This is a genomic window from Desulfovibrio desulfuricans (assembly GCF_024460775.1).
In the GTDB taxonomy this organism is placed as follows: Bacteria; Desulfobacterota; Desulfovibrionia; order Desulfovibrionales; family Desulfovibrionaceae; genus Desulfovibrio; species Desulfovibrio desulfuricans_E.
Map to the genome: position 1 here is coordinate 57,022 of NZ_JANFYZ010000009.1, position 17,800 is coordinate 74,821.

Annotated in this window: 17 protein-coding genes; 11 read left to right on the plus strand and 6 right to left on the minus strand. The window is 56.4% G+C overall.

Annotated elements, in window-relative coordinates:
- The first annotated feature begins 22 nt into the window (after positions 1-22).
- A complete protein-coding gene (locus NE637_RS11415) occupies positions 23-2,167 on the plus strand; it encodes a hypothetical protein (RefSeq protein WP_227118783.1) in 2,145 nt (714 codons plus the stop codon).
- A 63-nt stretch (positions 2,168-2,230) separates the two neighbouring features.
- Here the strand turns inward: NE637_RS11415 and NE637_RS11420 are convergent, their stop codons facing one another.
- The 3 genes from NE637_RS11420 to NE637_RS11430 form a co-directional block, all read right to left on the minus strand.
- Positions 2,231-2,845, minus strand: a complete 615-nt coding sequence (locus NE637_RS11420; RefSeq protein WP_192113094.1) for a YkgJ family cysteine cluster protein — start codon at positions 2,843-2,845, stop codon at positions 2,231-2,233.
- Between the two features lie 81 nt (positions 2,846-2,926).
- Positions 2,927-3,469 (minus strand): NADPH-dependent FMN reductase, encoded by a 543-nt coding sequence (locus tag NE637_RS11425; RefSeq protein ID WP_256267739.1) that lies wholly within the window; start codon positions 3,467-3,469, stop codon positions 2,927-2,929.
- A gap of 101 nt (positions 3,470-3,570) precedes the next feature.
- Entirely contained in the window at positions 3,571-3,975 is a 405-nt protein-coding gene (locus tag NE637_RS11430) for a thioesterase family protein (RefSeq protein ID WP_227118784.1), read from the minus strand.
- Positions 3,976-4,406: 431 nt separating this feature from the next.
- Between NE637_RS11430 and NE637_RS11435 the strand changes: the two genes are divergently transcribed.
- Genes NE637_RS11435 through NE637_RS11445 form a run of 3 tightly spaced genes read left to right on the plus strand, consistent with a single transcriptional unit; the run spans position 4,407 to position 7,345 of the window.
- The gene (locus NE637_RS11435; RefSeq protein WP_227118785.1) at positions 4,407-5,501 is read left to right on the plus strand and encodes a DctP family TRAP transporter solute-binding subunit; all 1,095 of its coding nucleotides are present in this window, start codon (positions 4,407-4,409) and stop codon (positions 5,499-5,501) included.
- Between the two features lie 54 nt (positions 5,502-5,555).
- Positions 5,556-6,038: a TRAP transporter small permease gene (locus NE637_RS11440; RefSeq protein ID WP_225530006.1), complete on the plus strand. Its 483-nt coding sequence runs from the start codon at positions 5,556-5,558 to the stop codon at positions 6,036-6,038.
- A gap of 11 nt (positions 6,039-6,049) precedes the next feature.
- Entirely contained in the window at positions 6,050-7,345 is a 1,296-nt protein-coding gene (locus tag NE637_RS11445; protein WP_192113098.1) for a TRAP transporter large permease, read from the plus strand.
- A 257-nt stretch (positions 7,346-7,602) separates the two neighbouring features.
- On the opposite strand, the gene NE637_RS11450 is transcribed toward NE637_RS11445, so the two are convergent.
- Positions 7,603-7,980, minus strand: coding sequence for a hypothetical protein (locus tag NE637_RS11450; protein WP_227118786.1), 378 nt, complete (start codon positions 7,978-7,980; stop codon positions 7,603-7,605).
- Between the two features lie 350 nt (positions 7,981-8,330).
- Positions 8,331-8,843 (minus strand): DciA family protein, encoded by a 513-nt coding sequence (locus NE637_RS11455; protein ID WP_227118787.1) that lies wholly within the window; start codon positions 8,841-8,843, stop codon positions 8,331-8,333.
- A gap of 159 nt (positions 8,844-9,002) precedes the next feature.
- Between NE637_RS11455 and NE637_RS11460 the strand changes: the two genes are divergently transcribed.
- From NE637_RS11460 to NE637_RS11470, 3 genes are all read left to right on the plus strand, one after another.
- Complete coding sequence (locus tag NE637_RS11460) at positions 9,003-9,926, plus strand: ArsR/SmtB family transcription factor (protein ID WP_192113100.1); 924 nt, start codon at positions 9,003-9,005, stop codon at positions 9,924-9,926.
- A 71-nt stretch (positions 9,927-9,997) separates the two neighbouring features.
- Positions 9,998-11,419, plus strand: a complete 1,422-nt coding sequence (gene ahcY / locus NE637_RS11465; RefSeq protein ID WP_227118788.1) for an adenosylhomocysteinase — start codon at positions 9,998-10,000, stop codon at positions 11,417-11,419.
- Positions 11,420-11,945: 526 nt separating this feature from the next.
- On the plus strand, positions 11,946-13,688 hold the full coding sequence (locus tag NE637_RS11470) for a HAMP domain-containing methyl-accepting chemotaxis protein (protein WP_192113102.1): 1,743 nt from the start codon (positions 11,946-11,948) through the stop codon (positions 13,686-13,688).
- Positions 13,689-13,821: 133 nt separating this feature from the next.
- Here NE637_RS11470 and NE637_RS11475 read toward each other — a convergent pair whose 3' ends face one another.
- A complete protein-coding gene (locus tag NE637_RS11475; RefSeq protein ID WP_225530007.1) occupies positions 13,822-14,559 on the minus strand; it encodes a FadR/GntR family transcriptional regulator in 738 nt (245 codons plus the stop codon).
- 151 nt (positions 14,560-14,710) lie between these two features.
- Here NE637_RS11475 and NE637_RS11480 point away from each other — a divergent pair, with 151 nt between their 5' ends.
- From NE637_RS11480 to NE637_RS11495, 4 genes are all read left to right on the plus strand, one after another.
- Positions 14,711-15,514, plus strand: coding sequence for a transporter substrate-binding domain-containing protein (locus tag NE637_RS11480; protein ID WP_225530008.1), 804 nt, complete (start codon positions 14,711-14,713; stop codon positions 15,512-15,514).
- Positions 15,515-15,711: 197 nt separating this feature from the next.
- Positions 15,712-16,380, plus strand: coding sequence for an amino acid ABC transporter permease (locus NE637_RS11485; protein ID WP_215647489.1), 669 nt, complete (start codon positions 15,712-15,714; stop codon positions 16,378-16,380).
- Positions 16,377-17,033, plus strand: coding sequence for an amino acid ABC transporter permease (locus NE637_RS11490; protein ID WP_192113105.1), 657 nt, complete (start codon positions 16,377-16,379; stop codon positions 17,031-17,033). Before NE637_RS11485 ends, NE637_RS11490 begins: the two co-directional genes overlap by 4 nt.
- Entirely contained in the window at positions 17,014-17,742 is a 729-nt protein-coding gene (locus tag NE637_RS11495; protein ID WP_192113106.1) for an amino acid ABC transporter ATP-binding protein, read from the plus strand. Before NE637_RS11490 ends, NE637_RS11495 begins: the two co-directional genes overlap by 20 nt.
- Positions 17,743-17,800: the final 58 nt, after the last annotated feature.

Sequence of the window (17,800 nt, forward strand, 5' to 3'; positions counted from 1 at the left end):
CAAACACAAGGTCTGTCAGCATATGGCGCACCCTGCCGATTCCTGCCCCGCACACAGAGGGAAATCCCCGGCCCATGAGCTTCAGGCGCATCATTTCACCTTGCCTGCCCCCGGCTGGTGCTGGTGGGTGGCGCTGGTGGCGCTGCTGCTGCCCTTTGCCTATGCCTTTGGCTTTCTGTTTCCGCGCGGGGATGACTTTGATGAAGTCACCAGAGCCATGTTCCCCTTTGATCTGCCCGGTGGGCTGTATGAAGTTGCCCGCGAATGGCTGACCTGGAGCGGACGCTACACCTACCACTTTCTGGCGGTTTTTCTTGGCAAGGCCGGGGAAATCCGCCCCCTTTACGGGCTTGTTTGCGCGGGCGTTGCGGCGCAGTTCGGCCTTGGCCTGTTCGGCCTTGCGCGGGTGGTAAGCGTCCAGCGCGGCGCGGCCGCTTTTTGCGGGTTGCTGGGCGTGCTTGTGGTGCTCGCTGGTCATCAGAGCCTGCCCAACTTCTACCTGCTGACAGATGCGCTCACCATGGGCCTTTTGCAGGCCATGACCCTTGTCTTTCTGTGGATGCTCTGCCGTCTGTGGGCCGCTCCGACAACCGAGGCCAGCAAGGCGCGGCGTCAGGCCATCATTGTGGGTGTACTGACCGTGGGTGTGTTTGAACATTCGGCGCTGGCGGCTTTGGCGGCATGCACGGTTGCTGTGCTGTTGGCCCTTGCGGATCGCTTTGCAAGCAGGGAGACGGGACCCGATGTCACGCAAAGCGCCCGCACCCGCCTGCGCCATATGGGCGTTCTGTGGCTATGGGTTTTCGGAGCTTTGCTGTTTTCCTTTCTTGCTCCGGGCAATCAGGTGCGCAGGGCTGCCCGCCATATTGGCACAGACGTACAGCTGCGCCAGCTTGCCGCAGCTTTTGACGAATGGCGGCAGGTGGCCTTTTGGTTTTTTGACGGCCTGTGGCCGTGGGCTGTTCTCCTGCTGGTGCTTGTGTTGCGGGGCATGCGCGGGCAATGCTCCATCGTGAGCAAGGGGACTGCGCGTTCCGGCTTGCTGATGGCAGTTTTGGCCATAGCTGCGTATCTGGGACTGTCAGCCCTGCTTACCGTGCTGCATGCCCTCAGCGATGTGACCATCAGCTCCACTGGCAAATTGCCAGCAGGCCTGACAATTTTTTCAGCCTATGCCTGCGGCTTTGCCCTCTGGGGCTTGCTGAACGCCTTTCCTGCGGTGGAACGCTCCTTGGCGCGGCTACCTCAGCGGGCACTCATGGTTGCGCTGCTCATTCCTCTGCTGCTTATGCTTGCCAGCAGCTCCAATTGGCGCAACACCACAGCCAATGCCGCCAACGGCGGCATGCTCCACCTTGGGCTGCAATTGCAGGAACGCTACGATACATTGCAGGTCATGGGCGATACCGCCCAGCCAAAGGATGCGCCGCCGCGCTTCGGCCTGCTTGGCGAAATATACCGGCCCGGCGCGCGCAAGCGAGCCATAGACAAGAATTTGCCCCTGCCTGTGGTGCAGCGCAGTATTCCGGCGACGGTCTTTCCTGTGCAAATGGGTGAGGCTTTGCCCGCGCAACCAGAAACATGGCCCAACCTCTGGGCAGCCTGGATGCTGGGCCTTGGCGGCGTATACAGCGCGCCGCCCGCGGCCTCCGCAGCGGTGACGGCGCTGGAAGCGCCTGCGGGCATGGCCGCGCAAAAGCCCGTAACGCTCGGCTTGCCGCAGGCCTTGCATGATGCGGGAATTGACGCTGCGTGGCTGGTGCGCGCCAATGGCGCTCCGACAAACGCGCAGCCCACGGCAGCTACCACCACTTTCAGCGATCTGTGGCTGGTGCTTCACGGGCAGGATATTTCAAAGATTGAACGCATTGCGGTTTTGCGGCTCAATAAAACTGACTGGCGCAGGCTTATGCCCGTATTTCTGCAACGGTTTGCGGCATCCCATATTCTGGAACGACAGATAGTTGCAAACAGCACCGCCGGAGGCACCGTCTACCAGCAAATACTGACTGCGCTGGCAGGCGAACAAATCCACTTCACGGCTGAAGGCTGGAAAGTCGGCGAATATCTGGCAGTGCCCGTGAGTCAGGCAGTCAATGCCCCGCTGGGCCTTTTTGTGAGCCTGAACAATGGCCCCATGCTCCGGCTTGACTTGTCAAAACCCTGACCAGCCTGAGCTGGTTGACGAGTTTGGGCTGGCGTGGCTGGCGGTCAGATTGCATCGGCTTGATCAGGCGTAGTTTGCCCAAGGCACGGCCTGCAAGACCGTGGTGACACCGCGAAAGAAAGCCTGTGTTTCTTCCGCAGTAATGTGTTCCGGCAGGGAATAGCGCTCCCTGTACCAGGGTAATGTGAGCCGCAAGGCAGCCTGCATGGTAGCCTGACGCGGATGCAGCACATCAGCAGGCCGGGTCTGGGTGGCGTCCTCGCCCGCACTGCATGGCTGGCCGAAAACAACATAGCGCCTGCACGCCATCGGGCGCACAGGATAAGCGCCGCAGCATTTCTCCAGCAGGAAAGGGCAGGCGTCCCCAAGAGTTGCCCGCTCTCCGTGGAACAGCGCAAAGGTTGCTTTGAGAGCATCCCGCCTGGAGGGTGGAAGCTCCAGTTCTGCAAAAAGGCGCAAGGCCAGAATTTCCAGTGGAGTCGCCGGGATGGGCTGGATACAGCAATAGCAGCACCCCGGCCCGCAGGCTGGCGGCTCCCCCTGGAGCGCGATGGACTCCGCCACGCTGCAATCCACCAGGGCAAACGCGTCCAGCAGCAGACTCATGCCCGGCATGCGCTCAAACCGGTGACTCTGGTACCTCAAGCGCTGTGCGTTTTTTACCTGACAGGCAGCCATCTTCCACTCCGCATCAACGCGCAGCCCCGCAGAAAACCACTGCCGAGGCAGCGACCTTTCTACGGGGCTGGCAGATAGAGCCTACTTCAGCCGTAGCGTCCAGTCGGTCATGGCCTGCATGAGGGCCGTTGCCTGACTTGCAAGGCCTTCATCCTGCACATCGCCGTTATCAGCAAAGGCAGGCGTGAAAGCGTTGGAAAAAAGCTCAGGCTTGTTCAGCACGTGCAGATTCAGATACACGCATACCTGGCGCAGATGGTATTGCGCCCGCGATGTGCCCATGCCGCCGCCAGCGCCCACGATGCAGGCGGTTTTGCCTGTAAGGGGCGCGAGGTCGGGTTCGCGCGAGAGCCAGTCCAGCGAGTTTTTCAGCGCGGGAGCAAGAGAATAGTTGTATTCGGGGCAGGCCAGAACCAGCCCGTCCGCCGCGCTCACCTGATCAATGAGGCGCTGCACCACAGCGGGTTTTTCAATATCCGCATTGTAAAACGGCAAAGCGGAAATATCTGCAATTTCAAGGCTTACGTTCTGAGGAAGATGCGCTGCACAGCACCGCAAAAGCCCGGTGTTGCGCGAAGCCTTGCGCAGACTGCCCGATATGCCGACAAAGGTAAGGTTGCCCATAACTACTCCTTAAGGGTTGCATAGACACGAGTAGTTTACTGTGTTTTTAGGCAAAAGCCCATATGCCAGTGCCGCCGAAATCCCGCAGGGAGGGACGTTTGTCAGGCTTTTGCCTTGTCCCTGGTTCTGCTCTCAAATTTATCTTTGTTCACAATCACGCGCTCGTGGGTGCCCTCGCCGATCAGCCCGGTTTCATCATAGGCAGCCACCTTGAAACTCAGGCCTTTGCCATTGGGGGAAACTGCGGTTACTTCCGCAGTAAAACGCACTTTCATACCCTGCGGCGTCGCTGCCACATGGCTGACGCTGATGCCGGTTCCTACAGTCGTCTGCCCGTCTTCCAGGCTTGGCTGCACCACATCCACGGCGGTGCCTTCCATCCAGGCCACCATCATGGCCGTGGAAAACACGCTGACCTTGCCGCTGCCCACCGTGCTTGCCAGCATGGCCTCGGTAACAGTGGTTTCTGACGTGCCGTTCATGCCGGGCGTAATCATATTGCTCATGCCTGCCTCGCTGGCTTTTACCATTGTGCATGCCATGCGCTCGCGGCAACTAGCATGCGTATTTTCATTCTTTGTGGATGATAAATGACTTGCTGCCCGCTTTCAACACGCTTGCCGCACACCGTAACTATGCCGACCAAGCATGATGCTGCCGCTTAAAAAAATCTCGACCCCCAGGCATAAGTCTGGCATCATTACCAAAACTTTGCACGTGATCTTTTTTTACCGAGGGTACATTGCAGCGGCAACGCCCGGCCACAAGCCCCGCTGCAACACCTGCCGGCGTCCATCGGCCCACAAGGCTGCCTTAAGGATCTCGTTTTCAGGACAAAGCCGCCGCGCTCCAACCGGCGCGGCATTCTTGATCTTTGCCCGCAATTCTTTGCGAGCAAGGCCTTTTCGTTCACCTTTTTGATGAGGAGTCCGTTTTTATGAAGGGCTTTTTGCGTTGGACATGGGGCGTTGTGTTCGTCTGCCTGCTGGCGGGCGGCGTGTTGACCGCATTGCCGCAACAGGCGGCGGCCTACAAGGCGGAGTACAAACTCAGCGTGGTGCCAGGCGCAACATCCGGGTGGGGCCTCACGGCGGCCCGCTTTGCGGAACTGGTGCATGAGCGCACCAACGGGCGTATCAACATCAAGGTCTACCCCTCCAGCCAGTTGCTGGCAGGCAAGCAGACTTCCGAATTTCTCATGCTGCGCAACGGCGCAATTGACTTTGCCCTGGCATCGCCCATCAACTGGTCGCCGCAGATCAAGGAACTGAACCTCACGGCCCTGCCCTTTCTCATGGCTGTGCAGCCAGACCGCTACAAGGCCATAGACGCCGTTACCTCCGGCAAGTCTGGTGCAATGCTGATCGCCGCCGTTGAAAGCAAGGGCGTCAAAATTCTCGGCTGGGGAGAAAACGGCTATCGCGAAATGACCACCAGCAAAGGCCCCATCACCAAACCTGAAGATATGCAGGGCCTGAAAATTCGCGTGGTGGGCAGCCCGATCTTTATTGATACGTTTCGCGCCCTGGGCGCAAACCCGGTCAACATGAACTGGGCCGAAGCCACCACGGGCTTTCAGCAAGGCGTTGTGGACGGGCAGGAAAATCCCACCAACGGCATCAACATTCCCTTGAAAATATGGGACTATCACAAATTTCTCTGCGATTGGCACTACGTCATTGACCCGCTGATGCTGGGCGCAAACCCCGGCGTTTGGAAGAGCTTTTCGCCTGAAGACCAGCAGATTCTGCTGGCCTGCGCCAAGGAAATGGAGCTGTACGGCAAGGCGCTCTCCCGCCTCGGCATGGATGACGGACAGTCCAAGGCCTACCTTGAAAAAATCGGCAAGCTCCCGGAAATTACCGATCCTTATGCCTGCCTTGAGCAACATGGCATGACGGTAACGCGCCTTACGCCGGAACAGACAGCGCAGTTCTTCAAGGCCACACAGGCCGTGCGCGATGACTGGACGGCCAAGATCGGCCCCGATCTTGTCAAGGCGGCAGAACAGGACATGGCTGCTGCGAAATAGCATTACAACAGCCCCCTTTTGCAGCCAGCGGCTCAGGAGGGGGCTTTTTCAGGGATGGGCAAGAACATGTGGAGTTTGCTGGACAGACGGTTTGAGGACTACCTGGGATCGTTCATGCTGGCTGCTATGGCGGCCATTGCTTTTATCAACGTGGTAGTGCGCTACTGCACCTCTTTTTCTTTTGCCTGGACAGAAGAACTGACCATCAATTTTTTTGTCTGGATAACCATGCTGGGAACAGCCCGGGCATTCCGCGAAGGCGGACACCTGGGCATGACCGCCCTGTACGATGCCCTGCCCCGGCGTTTTCGCCGCGTATGCTACTGGGGCTCCGTGCTGCTGGCGGTATGCTTTTTTGGCGCTCTGTTCTGGACAGGGCTCACCGAAGTGCTGGACGAAATCGACCTCGAGGCAACTTCCGAAGCTTTGGGGATTCCGGTGTGGTGGTACACCATCGCCACGCCCGCGTTTTCCCTGCTGATCATTTTCCGCATTGCGCAAAGGGCTGTTGAAGACCAGCGCGCCAACAACTTTTAGGAGGCGGGACTATGGATTCCCTGTTACACGATCCCGCATTCTGGCTGCTGGCGCTTTTTATCATCCCCCTGTTGCTGCGGGTGCCCATTGCCCTGGCGCTGGGCTTTTCCGCCCTCGCTGTGGTGTGGAAGTGGGATATGGGGCTCAACATGCTTTCCTACAATTTTTTTGCAGGAATAGCCAAGTTTCCCCTGCTGGCCATCCCCTTCTTTATTCTGGCGGGCTACATAATGGAGCGCGCGGGCATTGCCGCCCGCATCGTGGCGCTTATGGAAGCGCTGGTCGGCTCCATGACAGGCGGGCTGGCAGTCGCCACGGTTGCGGTTGCCACCTTCTGGGGCGCGGTGAGCGGCTCCGGCCCTGCAACAGTTGCTGCGCTGGGTCTTATTCTTATTCCCGGCATGGCCAAGGCTGGCTACGATAAAGCCTTTGCCACCGCAACGGTTTCCGTTACCTCGGGGCTCGCCATCGTCATCCCGCCAAGCATTGCCTTTATCGTTTATGGCGGTGTTGCGGATGTTTCTGTGCCTGCGCTCTTTGCAGCTGGTTTTATCCCCGGTGTTGTGGTTGCCATATTCATTATGGGCGCGGTGCTGCTTATATCCCGCAAGCACGGGTACAAAGGCAAGGAGCGGCAACAACCTGTCAGCAAGGCGCTGCGCGAGGCCTTTTGGGGCATCATGACCCCGGTAGTTATTCTGGGCGGGATTTACGGCGGCGTGTTTACCCCCACCGAGGCCGCTGCGGTTGCCATCTTCTACGGCCTCTTTGTGGGCATCTTTATTTACCGCACCATCAACAGTCTTTCGGTGATGGTTGAAATTCTCACGGAGACCGTCAAGGCCACGGCCGTTGTCATGATTGTGGTTACCTGCGCAGGCCTGTACTCCTGGGTGGGATCAACCGTGGGGCTTGTAGAAAAATGTTCTGGCGTTCTGCTGGGCGTTTCAGAAAATCCCTGGATTGTCCTGTTCATGATCAACATCATCCTGCTGCTTGCGGGCATGTTGCTGGACGCCATTTCCATCTACTACGTCTTTTTGCCCTTCATGCTGCCCATTATGACGCATTTTCAGTGGGATCCTGTGTGGTTCGGCATCATGATGACCACCAACCTTGCCGTGGGTCAGGTTACGCCGCCTGTTGCGGTGAACCTGTACGTTGGGGCCAAGATCAGCGGCCTGACCATGGAGCAGATCAGCAAAGCAGCCCTGCCGCTCATTGGCGCTGCCCTGCTGGCTCTGGCTGTCATAACCGCATTCCCGGAACTCTCCACCTTTATGCCCAAGCTGCTGGGCCTGTATTGATGACGCAAGGTGCCCGGCCCCGTCCAAAATTTGGGGTCGGGCACCAATCGGAGCCGCCAGGCTTCAGCCCAGCAAAGACCGGACAAGACCTTGCCAAACCTTCCGCAGCATACGTTTATGGATACTGCGGTCACTCTCAGGGTGTGGGCCAAGGCATCTGGAAAGCAGAAAATGAAAAAGCCCTCGCAAAGAGGGCCGTTTCATGTGGAGGTTGCTGCCGCCAACGCGTACGCGGTGACTGCGGCTATATGGAAAGATTAGGCATTGGCTGCCTTGAGCATCTCTTCAACCATGGCGAGCGAAGGGGTCGCGCCAGAATCAAGGCCGCACAGGCCACGCACTGCCAGCATGAGCATGTCGAACTGGAGGGCCATTTCTGTCACGCCGTTATGGATCACGCACACATCGCCACGCATGAACAGCTTGTAGGCGTGACGGCTGCGCTCCTGACCGCTGGAACGAACAATGTAATAGATCTGTTCATTGCTTTCAGTCACATACAGCTTTTGGCGAGTAAGTGTGCCAAGCGCTTCGTCATACCAGGAACATTCCGAAAAAAGACGACCGCAAAAAGCAAAGTCGCAGCCGTTGTCCTGTTTCAGGCAAATGTCTTCCATGGTTTTCTGCACGTCCATTCATTCCCTCCGCAGGCTCAGACCATCAACCAATGGCCACAAAAATCCCCAGTTAACGTTGGGGAAAACTAGCACCGCACCAGAAGCATTGTCAATAAAGCGCAGCAAGCGAACAACAAAATCGCATGCACAAAGTGCAATTAAAATTTATAACACACCAATATATATACTTAAAAAAGATATGTTTTCTTTTGCGGTTTACCCTAAAGAAAATGGAAAACCGTACCTGTCATGAACAAAACCGGAGGGGGAAGACAAGGGCACTCACAGGTAGTTTTTTCTGCCCGGAGCACTCGTTATTCCCAACACGCATTGCGGTTGCGGCTCTGCCGGGTCTGACCGTTGGCTCTTCAGCGTGTGCGCCGCTGCCGAGTAAAGCGCGCATAGGCACGCGCCACTGGCGATGCAGGATCCATTGCCTCCAGATACACGCCATCAGCGCACAGAGGCTCTGGTGGCCGTAACCGGGGCGCGGGCTTATCCTTATTTGCCGTTTTCCGCGTTGCGGCCTTGTCCAGCCCTGCCTTGCCCATGAGCAGGTTGACCTTTATGGCGCTGAAAAAGGGCTGTTCCATAAAGGCATTGACCCTCTCCAGCATTTCGCCTGCCATAAGGTGCAGCTCCTGCGCCAGCATGGCATCCTCTGCCCCTATAAGCAGAACATCCCGATGATGCCCCATGGGCCGCGCCAAAGGCGCAAGCTCAGGCCCCATGACCATGCCCCAGTTGAGCCAGAGCTGTTGCAACCGCGCTCGCGTTTCTCCCTGGCCGGGGGCCGCGCCGAGCCCCGCCATCACGGAGGCCATGACCTCCATGGCGTGCACGGGCTGAGAGTCTTTCTGTCGTTTGCGGAATACGGCCATTATCCTTCCTCGAAAACAGGCGGCAACCCTGATCCTGGCTGGGATTTGGGTGTTGCTGGGCGGGGGCTTCTGGCTATGCCTGTTTTGAACATATTGACTATATGCTGATATATTGATACTTACATCAATCAAATTTGATTTACTGAACCTGGACAGATAATGGCACTTTTATTTTTCAAAGCTCTGTCGGACGAAACCCGCCTGCGGCTGGTTCATATTCTGCTGCATTACGAACTCTCGGTCAACGAGCTGGTCAGTATCCTTGATATGGGGCAATCGCGTGTTTCGCGACACCTCAAAATTCTTACCGAGGCCGGGCTGCTCACCTCGCGCCGTGATGGCCTGTGGGTTTTTTATGCCACACCTCGCGCGGGCGAAGAGCTTGATTTTTTGCGCGCCATCACCCCCTTTGTCCACCCGGATGCCGCCATGCGGGCAGACCTCAATATGGCCGCCCAGATTCTTGAAGAACGCGCGCTTAAAACCCGCCAGTTCTTTAACGCCATTGCGGAAGACTGGGACGAGTTGAACCGCGAGGTTCTTGGCAGCTTTGATCTGGCCGAGGCAGTTTGCGATGCCATGCCTGACGGATGCGGCACCGCTGTAGACCTCGGCTGCGGCACGGGCGCGGTGCTTGCGCGCATGCTGCCAAAGGCGCAAGGGGTCATTGGGGTGGACGGCTCCGCCCGCATGCTTGAAATCTGCCGCCGCCGCTTTACGCCGGAGGACCTGGCCGAGGGCCGCGTTTCACTGCGTATTGGCGAACTGAGCCACCTGCCGCTGCGCGACCACGAGGCGGATTTTGCCTGCATCAACCTTGTGCTGCACCATCTTTCTGACCCGGCTGAAGGCCTGCGCGAGATCCGGCGCATCATGGCGGTGGGAGGCAGGTTTTTTGTGGCCGATTTTCAACGCCATGCCGATGAGACAATGCGCTCCCGCTACGGCGACCGCTGGCTTGGCTTTGACGAGCAGCAGCTTGGCCTTGATCTGGCTGCGGCTGGCTTTGCGGTTTTGCACTGCAAGCACATGCAGGTGAACAGAAACATGACCATGCTTCTGCTCAGCGCCGAAGCCCGCTGACAACCTGGCCCAGCGGCCCATATTTCCCCAAATTTTACCGACAACAACAAAATTGCGGATAGGAGAAAACAATGATTAAGCCTCTTGACCTGACCCTTGACTACAAAGTGGCCGACATATCTTTGGCTGACTTTGGCAAAAAAGAAATGCAGCTTTCCGAGCGCGAAACGCCCGGCCTCATGGAATGCATCAAAAAATACGGCCCCACCCGGCCCCTCAAGGGCCTCAAGGTCACCGGCTCCCTGCACATGACCATTCAGACGGCCATGCTCATCAAGACCCTGCACGCCCTTGGCGCAGACATCCGCTGGGCCTCATGCAACATCTTTTCCACCCAGGATCACGCCGCCGCCGCCATTGCGGAAAGCGGCATGGCCAAGGTCTTTGCCTGGAAGGGCGAAACCCTTGAAGACTACTGGTGGTGCACGGAAATGGCCCTCACCTGGCCTGACGGCAGCGGCCCCGACCTTATCGTGGACGACGGCGGCGACGCCACCCTGCTGATCCACAAGGGATTTGAGGCGGAAAACGACCCCTCCATCCTTGACCAGAAGACCGACAACAAGGAATTTCAGTGCATTCTTGACCGCCTCAAGCTGCGCCTCAAGGAAGACCCGCAGCACTGGCACAAGGTTGCCGCCAAGGTAAAGGGCGTTTCGGAAGAAACCACCACCGGCGTTCACCGCCTCTACCAGCTCGAAGCCGCCGGAACCTTGCTGTTCCCGGCCATCAACGTCAACGACTCGGTCACCAAGTCCAAGTTCGACAACCTGTACGGCTGCCGCGAATCCCTGGCTGACGGCATCAAGCGCGCCACCGACATCATGGTGGCAGGCAAGGTGGTTGTGGTCGTGGGCTACGGCGATGTGGGCAAAGGTTGCGCCCAGTCCATGCGCGGCTTTGGCGCGCGCGTGCTGGTGACGGAAATCGACCCCATCTGCGCCCTTCAGGCCGCTATGGAAGGCTTTGAAGTCACCACGGTTGAAAACGCCCTTCCCCAGGGCGATATCTATGTGACCTGCACCGGCAACTACCATGTCATCACCGGCGCCCATATGGAAGCCATGAAGGACGAGGCCATTGTGTGCAACATCGGCCACTTCGACAGCGAAATTGAAATGTCCTACCTGGAAAACACCCCCGGCATCACCTGCCTGAACATCAAGCCGCAGGTGGACAAGTGGACGCTCAAGTCCGGCCGCAGCATCATTGTACTGGCCGAGGGCCGTCTGGTTAACCTTGGCTGCGCCACTGGGCACGCCAGCTTTGTCATGTCCAACAGCTTCACCAACCAGACCCTTGCCCAGCTCAAGCTTGCCTCCGAGCCGCTGGAAAACAAGGTCTACACCCTTCCCAAGGAACTGGACGAAGAAGTGGCCCGCCTGCACCTTGCCCGCCTTGGCGTCAAGCTTACCACGCTTACCCCCGAGCAGGCCGAGTACATCGGCGTGAAGGTTGAAGGGCCGTACAAGCCCAGCCATTACCGCTACTAATCAGTTCAGCGGATATTACTGAAAAAGCCGGGGCATTGCTCCGGCTTTTTTTGTCCTCGCACTCGCGCATAAATAATACAACATAATTATACTTTAAATTTGGTTTTATTTCCTGTTTATCCAAGCAGGCTGTAAATTTTAAACAATTCTTAGTTCAATGATATATTTTATGACAATTTAAATACACTTTTTTTAGTTACTATATTGTACATTTTTTTTGAACCAAAAAATATTTTTTACACTGCAACATCTTAAAATTAACCATGATCATATTATTTTTATATAATAAAATCTTCTAAATCCATTCCTTCTTTTTATTCAAGACGAATATTTCTTTATTATTCATTTTTTTATTCTCGTATCCATTTTCTGTATATCTATACTAAACAAAAATAGTTCCGATAGATCTTAAATCATGGAATTGATTTCATGATTCCAACAACAAGTGTTATAATTAGGTTTCTTATTTTATATAAACCACAACACCGAGCACTACTAACCAATAAGACTATAGTGGAGAAGCATCATGAAGTTGAGTGTCAAGTTATCCCTGATGGCAGGTTTTTTAATGGTTCTGACTGTTGCCCTTGGACTTTTCAGCCTTGTGCAGATGTCAAAAATCAATGACGGCTCAACAGACATCAATCAGAACTGGCTTCCGTCCACACGATACGCCTTGAATCTCAATATAGATATGACTGGCTTTAGGCTGGCGCAGGTACAGCTTGCCAACAGCCCTGAAGCGCAAGACAGGGCGCACTACCAGACCCGCATGGACGCTTATTTGAAGAGTATTGAAACGAATAAATCCAAGTATGCGGCCCTCATTGCTTCGCCTGAAGAAAGAAAGGTTTATGAGGCGTTTCTGCGCGAATGGCAGAGCTATCTGGATACTTCCAAACAAATTGTTCGTCTTGCAGATCAAGGACAAATGGATGAAGCGCGAAGCCTCACCCGGGGTGAAACACGCGCTGTTTTTGAAAAGTGCAGCACCAGCCTGACTGAACTTGTCCGCATAAATACGGAAGGCAGCCTGGCCGCCAGCAAAGGCTGCGACGACTTGTATGCCTCGGCAAAACTTTTGGTTATCTGCCTGCTGGTGGCCTCTATTCTGGCAGGAACAGCCACTGCGGTTGTCATTCTGCGCGGCACCCACAAGCAGCTGGGCAAAGACCCCGGCGAACTGAACACTATTGCCCTGCGGGTTGTGGACGGCGACTACAACATTGACGATGGCAGCCCCAAGGCTGGCGTGTACGAATCCATTGTAGCCATGGTGGCGGCCCTCAAGGGCCACATTGACCACGCCAAGGAAGAATCCCGCAAGGCTCAGGAAGCGGCAGAACAGGCCCGCAAGGCCCAGATTGTGGCAGAAGAAGCCACCGCGCGGGCAGAAACAGCCCGTAAGGAAGGTCTGCTTGACGCCGCCACCCAGCTTGAAGGCGTGGTCAACGTCATCGCATCTGCCTCTGAAGAACTTTCTGCCCAGATCGAGCAGTCTTCGCACGGCGCAGAGCAGCAGGCCCACCGCATTGCGGACACAGCTACGGCTGTGGAAGAAATGAACGCCACAGTTATTGAGGTTGCCAAGAACGCCGGAGCCGGGGCAAACCTGTCCGCTTCCACTCAGGGCAAGGCCAAGGAAGGCGATGATGTAACCACAAAGTGCCGGCGAGCCATGGACGAGGTTCAGGCAGAAACAATAGGCCTCAAAACCAACATGGACACCCTTTCTGTCCACGCACAGGCCATTAACGAAATTATGACCGTTATCTCGGACATCGCCGACCAGACAAACCTGCTGGCCCTGAACGCGGCCATTGAAGCAGCGCGCGCTGGCGAGGCGGGCCGTGGCTTTGCCGTTGTGGCAGACGAAGTGCGCAAACTGGCAGAAAAGACCATGTCCTCCACCCAGGATGTGGGCAAGGCCATTCAGGCCATTCAGGAGAGTTCCAAAGAAGGCGTGCGGCGCATGGATCAGGCAGTGGGCAAGGTAAATCTTGCCGCGGACCTTGCCGAAAAATGCGGCGCCGCACTTGCGGAAATTCTCAGCCTTGCGGAGCAGACCGCTGATCAGGTGCGTAGCATCGCAACCGCCAGCGAGGAGCAGTCCGCTTCCTCTGAAGAGATCGCCCGTTCGGTGGAGCACGTCAACACCATTGCGGCTGAAACATCACAGGCAATGGGTGAAGCCAGCAAGGCTGTTTCCGAGTTGGCGGCTCAGGCCCAGAACCTGTCCCGCATCATAACCCATCTCAAGAATTCCTAATTCTGGCTGCATGCAGTCACGGGGCGGCCTTGCATGTGCAGGGCCGCTTTTTTTTCGAGCCTGCCTTTGGGGTACGCCGCTCCCATATATTTTCCATTACCTCGGCTGCGCCGCCCCAGGCTCGACCGCTCCCTCACCAAGAAGAAATACGCACCCCGGCTCTGGCGGCAGTGGCGACAACATGCTCTTCCATAGCCAAACGCGCTCCGTGCGAGTTCCGCGACCGCAAATGCTCCAGCAGCGCCGCATGCTCACGCATGGTGTCCACCAGCCCTTCCTGATTGGAAAAAGGCAGCCGCTGGCTTTCTGAAAACAGATCAAAGAATGGCCGCATGGCCTCAATGAAAAAAGGGTTATTGGCCGCTTCAATCATCTGGGTATGAAAAGCGAAATCCAGTTGGGCAAAATGCTGCACGTCACCGCGAACGCTGGCCTGCTTCATATCGTCGAGCATTGCTGCCATGTCGTCAATCTGGGCCTGCGTGGCGTTCAGGGCCACAAGGGCGGCAATGGCCGGTTCTATGGCATGCCTGAACTGAAAAATCTGCGTTTCTTTACCCGCAATAAATGACCGGTCAAACCGCGTAACAGGAGCCGCAGGCAGTCCTTCCTGAGCGCGGGTCACCAGAAACACCCCCTTGCCGGGCTGAATGTTCACCTTGCCCATGGTCTCCAGAATAACCAGAGCCTCTCGTACTGTGGGTCGGCTGACCCCCAGGGTTTCTGCAAGCGCGCGCTGTGGGGGCAATTTATGCCCTTCTTGCCAGTTATTATCTAAAATCATTGATAAAATTCTTTCAGCAGCTTCTTCAGAGCTAGATTTCCACAATTTTGTAGTTTTATCTAAATTTTCCTGTAATTTAGGGCACATAGTTTCCACCAATTTGTAGAAGTGACATTTTTCGCCAACCCATGTTGACAAATTTGTAGAAACAGAGCAATCATTTTTTACCGGTCTTACCAGAATTTTACCAAAACGTGGATAATTCCGGGTTACTCAAACACTTTCTTCGGGGGACGTCATGCAATTTTTTTTCAGCCGCCTTGGCTTCATCCTGGCCGTCATGCTGCTGACCGCAGCCCTGCCGCAATCCCTTTACGCTCAGCAAACGGATAACACGCTTGAAACAATAAAAAAGTCAGGAGTTATCTCCATTGCTGTTCCACAGGACTTCCCCCCATTTGGTTCTGTGGGCGCAGATATGCAGCCTGTGGGTTACGACATTGATACTGCCCGGCTTATTGCAAAAAGCCTGGGCGTCAAGGTGAAGCTTGTGCCGGTTACCAGCACAAACCGCATTCCTTACCTTACCACAGGCAAGGTTGATCTGGTCATTTCCTCACTGGGCAAAAACGCCGAGCGCGAGAAAGCCATAGACTTTTCAGCGGCCTACGCGCCTTTCTTTAATGGCGTCTTTGGCCCCGCGGATCTCAATGTCGCCACGGCAGAAGAACTGGCGGGCAAGACCATTGCGGTGACCCGTGGCGCTGTTGAGGACATGGAACTGACCAAGATTGCGCCCGCTTCCACAGAAATCCGCCGGTTTGAGGACAACAGCTCGACCATCGCCGCCTACCTTTCCGGCCAGGTGCAGATGGTTGCCACAGGCAACGTTGTGGCGGCTTCCATCAACGGACAAAATCCTGCCAAAAAGCTGGAAGTCAAATTCCTCATCAAAAACTCGCCCTGCTACATCGGGCTGAACAAAAACCAGCCGGAACTGCAAAAGGCAGTGGACGACATTATCACCCAGGCCAAGAAGGACGGGCAGCTTGAAGCCATTGCGCAAACATGGCTGCACACCTCTCTGCCGAAGGATTTTTAAAATTTTTCTGCCTAGTTGCCAAAAAGGGTAGAGAGGAACACCGTGCTTACCAACTCTTTACCGGTAAGACCACAAGGTTATAGCGGCAAGATTCGGATGCGGCAACCACGCAAGACTGCAAAATAGAGGATTTGCCGCAGCAGCCAGGACGTATGGAGGCGGTCGCCAGAGAGCGACCTCCAGTTAGGGGAACAGCCATGGCCTATCAGTTTACCTTCGAGCCCATTGCGGCAAACTGGCCATTGCTGGTTCAGGGGGCGGCACTGACGCTGGCCCTCACGGCGGTCAGCGCCACGGTGGGCCTTGCCGTGGGCATTTTGGGAGCGGTTTCGCGCGAGTGGCGGTTACCTTTTTTGCACTCGTTTTTTACCGCCTATGTGGAATGCGTCCGCAACACGCCCTTTATTGTGCAGTTGTACTTCATATACTTCGGCCTGCCCGCCCTTGGGGTGCGGCTGAACGGATGGGAAGCCTCCGTGCTGGCAATGGTCGTCAACCTTGGCGCATACTCGACCGAGATCGTCCGGGCTGGCGTGGCGGCTGTGCCCAAGGGCCTGATTGAAGCCGCAGACTCCCTGGCCATGAGCCGTTGGCAGTGCCTGCGCCACGTGATCCTGCGCCCGGCGCTCAAAACCGTGTGGCCCGCCCTGTGCAGCCAGATTGTCATTGTCATGTTGGGGTCTTCGGTATGTTCGCAGATCGCCGCCGAGGAGCTGACCTTTGAGGCCAACCTGATCCAGAGCCGCACGTTCCGCGCCTTTGAGGTCTACCTCGCCAGCACGCTCATGTACCTTGCCCTGGCCATCGCCGTGCGCAAGAGCCTGCATGCCTTTGGCAAGCACTATATCCGCAGGGGGCGTGCATGATCAGCTTCTCTATCTGGGACATGGTGCGCCATCTGCTTACGGGCGCTGGCTGGACAATCGTTCTGTCTGTCATCGCTTTCGCGCTTGGCGGCGTCATGGGCCTTATTGTGCTTTTTGTGCGCATTTCGCCCAAGGCCCAGCTGCGTGCCCTGGCCATGATGTATATTGAGTTTTTTCAGGATACGCCGCTGCTTATGCAGTTTTTTCTTATCTTTTTCGGACTGGCCCTGTTTGGCGTGGATATTTCGCCCCTGGCCGCCGCTACGCTGGGCCTTACGTTCTTTACCAGCGCGTACCTTGCTGAAATCTGGCGCGGATGCGTTGAGGCGCTGCCCAAGGGTCAATGGGAGGCATCGGCGTGCCTTGCCATGAACCGTTACGAGCAGCTGCGTCACGTCATTCTGCCCCAGGCCTTGCGCATAGCCATCCCCCCGACTGTGGGCTTTTCAGTACAGGTCGTCAAAGGAACAGCCGTAGCCTCGATCATCGGCCTTGTGGAAATAACCAAAACCGGAACCATGATCGCCAACGCAACCTTCAGGCCGCTGCTGGTCTACGGCCTTGTGGCTGCGGGTTATTTTCTCATGTGCTATCCGCTGTCGGCCTTTGCCCGTCGCATCGAAAGGAGGCTCCATGTCGCTGGTCGTCGTTGATGAGCTGCACAAGCAGTTCGGTGAAACCAAGGTTCTGCGCGGGGTCAACCTCACGGTGGAAGAAGGCGACGTTGTGGCCGTCATTGGCCGCAGCGGGTCTGGCAAGAGCACGTTTCTGCGCATTCTCAACGGGCTGGAAACCTTTGATGCGGGTTTTGTGAAGATTGACGGCGACCGCGTCCGGGGGCTGGAAAACGACTTGCGCCCTCTCCGGCTCAAGGTGGGCATGGTCTTTCAGCAGTTCAACCTCTTTCCCCACCTTACGGCGGGGGAAAACGTCATGCTGGCCCCGCGCATTGTCAAAAAAGAACCGGAGGCCGAGGTGCGGGAGCTTGCCGCAGAAATGCTCGCACGGGTGGGCCTTGCCGACAAGTTCAACGCCTTTCCCGATCAGTTGTCTGGCGGGCAGCAGCAGCGGGTGGCCATTGCCCGTGCGCTTGCCATGCGCCCCAAGATGTTGCTGTGCGATGAAATAACCTCCGCCCTTGATCCCGAGCTGGTGGGCGAGGTTCTTGAAGTTGTGCGCAAGCTTGCGGCGGAAGGCATGACCCTGATCATGGTCACTCACGAAATGCGCTTTGCGCGCGAAGTAGGCAATAAACTGGTGTTCATGCACCAGGGCAAGGTTCACGAGGCCGGGGCCCCCAAGGCGCTTTTTGCCAAGCCCGGCACTCCGGAACTGGCTTCGTTCATCCAGACGGTGAACTGAGCATTATGGGCAATTTATCGAAAATTGCTCCGGCGTCCGCCCATGCGAACGCCCGTTG

Coding starts and splice junctions, on each gene's coding strand:
- NE637_RS11480 (WP_225530008.1), top strand. CDS start 14,711: ATGCAATTTTTTTTCAGCCGCCTTGGCTTCATCCTGGCCGTCATGCTG.
- NE637_RS11495 (WP_192113106.1), top strand. CDS start 17,014: ATGTCGCTGGTCGTCGTTGATGAGCTGCACAAGCAGTTCGGTGAAACC.
- NE637_RS11490 (WP_192113105.1), top strand. CDS start 16,377: ATGATCAGCTTCTCTATCTGGGACATGGTGCGCCATCTGCTTACGGGC.
- NE637_RS11485 (WP_215647489.1), top strand. CDS start 15,712: ATGGCCTATCAGTTTACCTTCGAGCCCATTGCGGCAAACTGGCCATTG.
- NE637_RS11445 (WP_192113098.1), top strand. CDS start 6,050: ATGGATTCCCTGTTACACGATCCCGCATTCTGGCTGCTGGCGCTTTTT.
- NE637_RS11430 (WP_227118784.1), bottom strand. CDS start 3,975: ATGAGCAATATGATTACGCCCGGCATGAACGGCACGTCAGAAACCACT.
- NE637_RS11415 (WP_227118783.1), top strand. CDS start 23: ATGGCGCACCCTGCCGATTCCTGCCCCGCACACAGAGGGAAATCCCCG.
- NE637_RS11455 (WP_227118787.1), bottom strand. CDS start 8,843: ATGGCCGTATTCCGCAAACGACAGAAAGACTCTCAGCCCGTGCACGCC.
- NE637_RS11425 (WP_256267739.1), bottom strand. CDS start 3,469: ATGGGCAACCTTACCTTTGTCGGCATATCGGGCAGTCTGCGCAAGGCT.
- NE637_RS11450 (WP_227118786.1), bottom strand. CDS start 7,980: ATGGACGTGCAGAAAACCATGGAAGACATTTGCCTGAAACAGGACAAC.
- NE637_RS11470 (WP_192113102.1), top strand. CDS start 11,946: ATGAAGTTGAGTGTCAAGTTATCCCTGATGGCAGGTTTTTTAATGGTT.
- NE637_RS11435 (WP_227118785.1), top strand. CDS start 4,407: ATGAAGGGCTTTTTGCGTTGGACATGGGGCGTTGTGTTCGTCTGCCTG.
- NE637_RS11475 (WP_225530007.1), bottom strand. CDS start 14,559: ATGTGCCCTAAATTACAGGAAAATTTAGATAAAACTACAAAATTGTGG.
- NE637_RS11460 (WP_192113100.1), top strand. CDS start 9,003: ATGGCACTTTTATTTTTCAAAGCTCTGTCGGACGAAACCCGCCTGCGG.
- ahcY (WP_227118788.1), top strand. CDS start 9,998: ATGATTAAGCCTCTTGACCTGACCCTTGACTACAAAGTGGCCGACATA.
- NE637_RS11420 (WP_192113094.1), bottom strand. CDS start 2,845: ATGGCTGCCTGTCAGGTAAAAAACGCACAGCGCTTGAGGTACCAGAGT.
- NE637_RS11440 (WP_225530006.1), top strand. CDS start 5,556: ATGGGCAAGAACATGTGGAGTTTGCTGGACAGACGGTTTGAGGACTAC.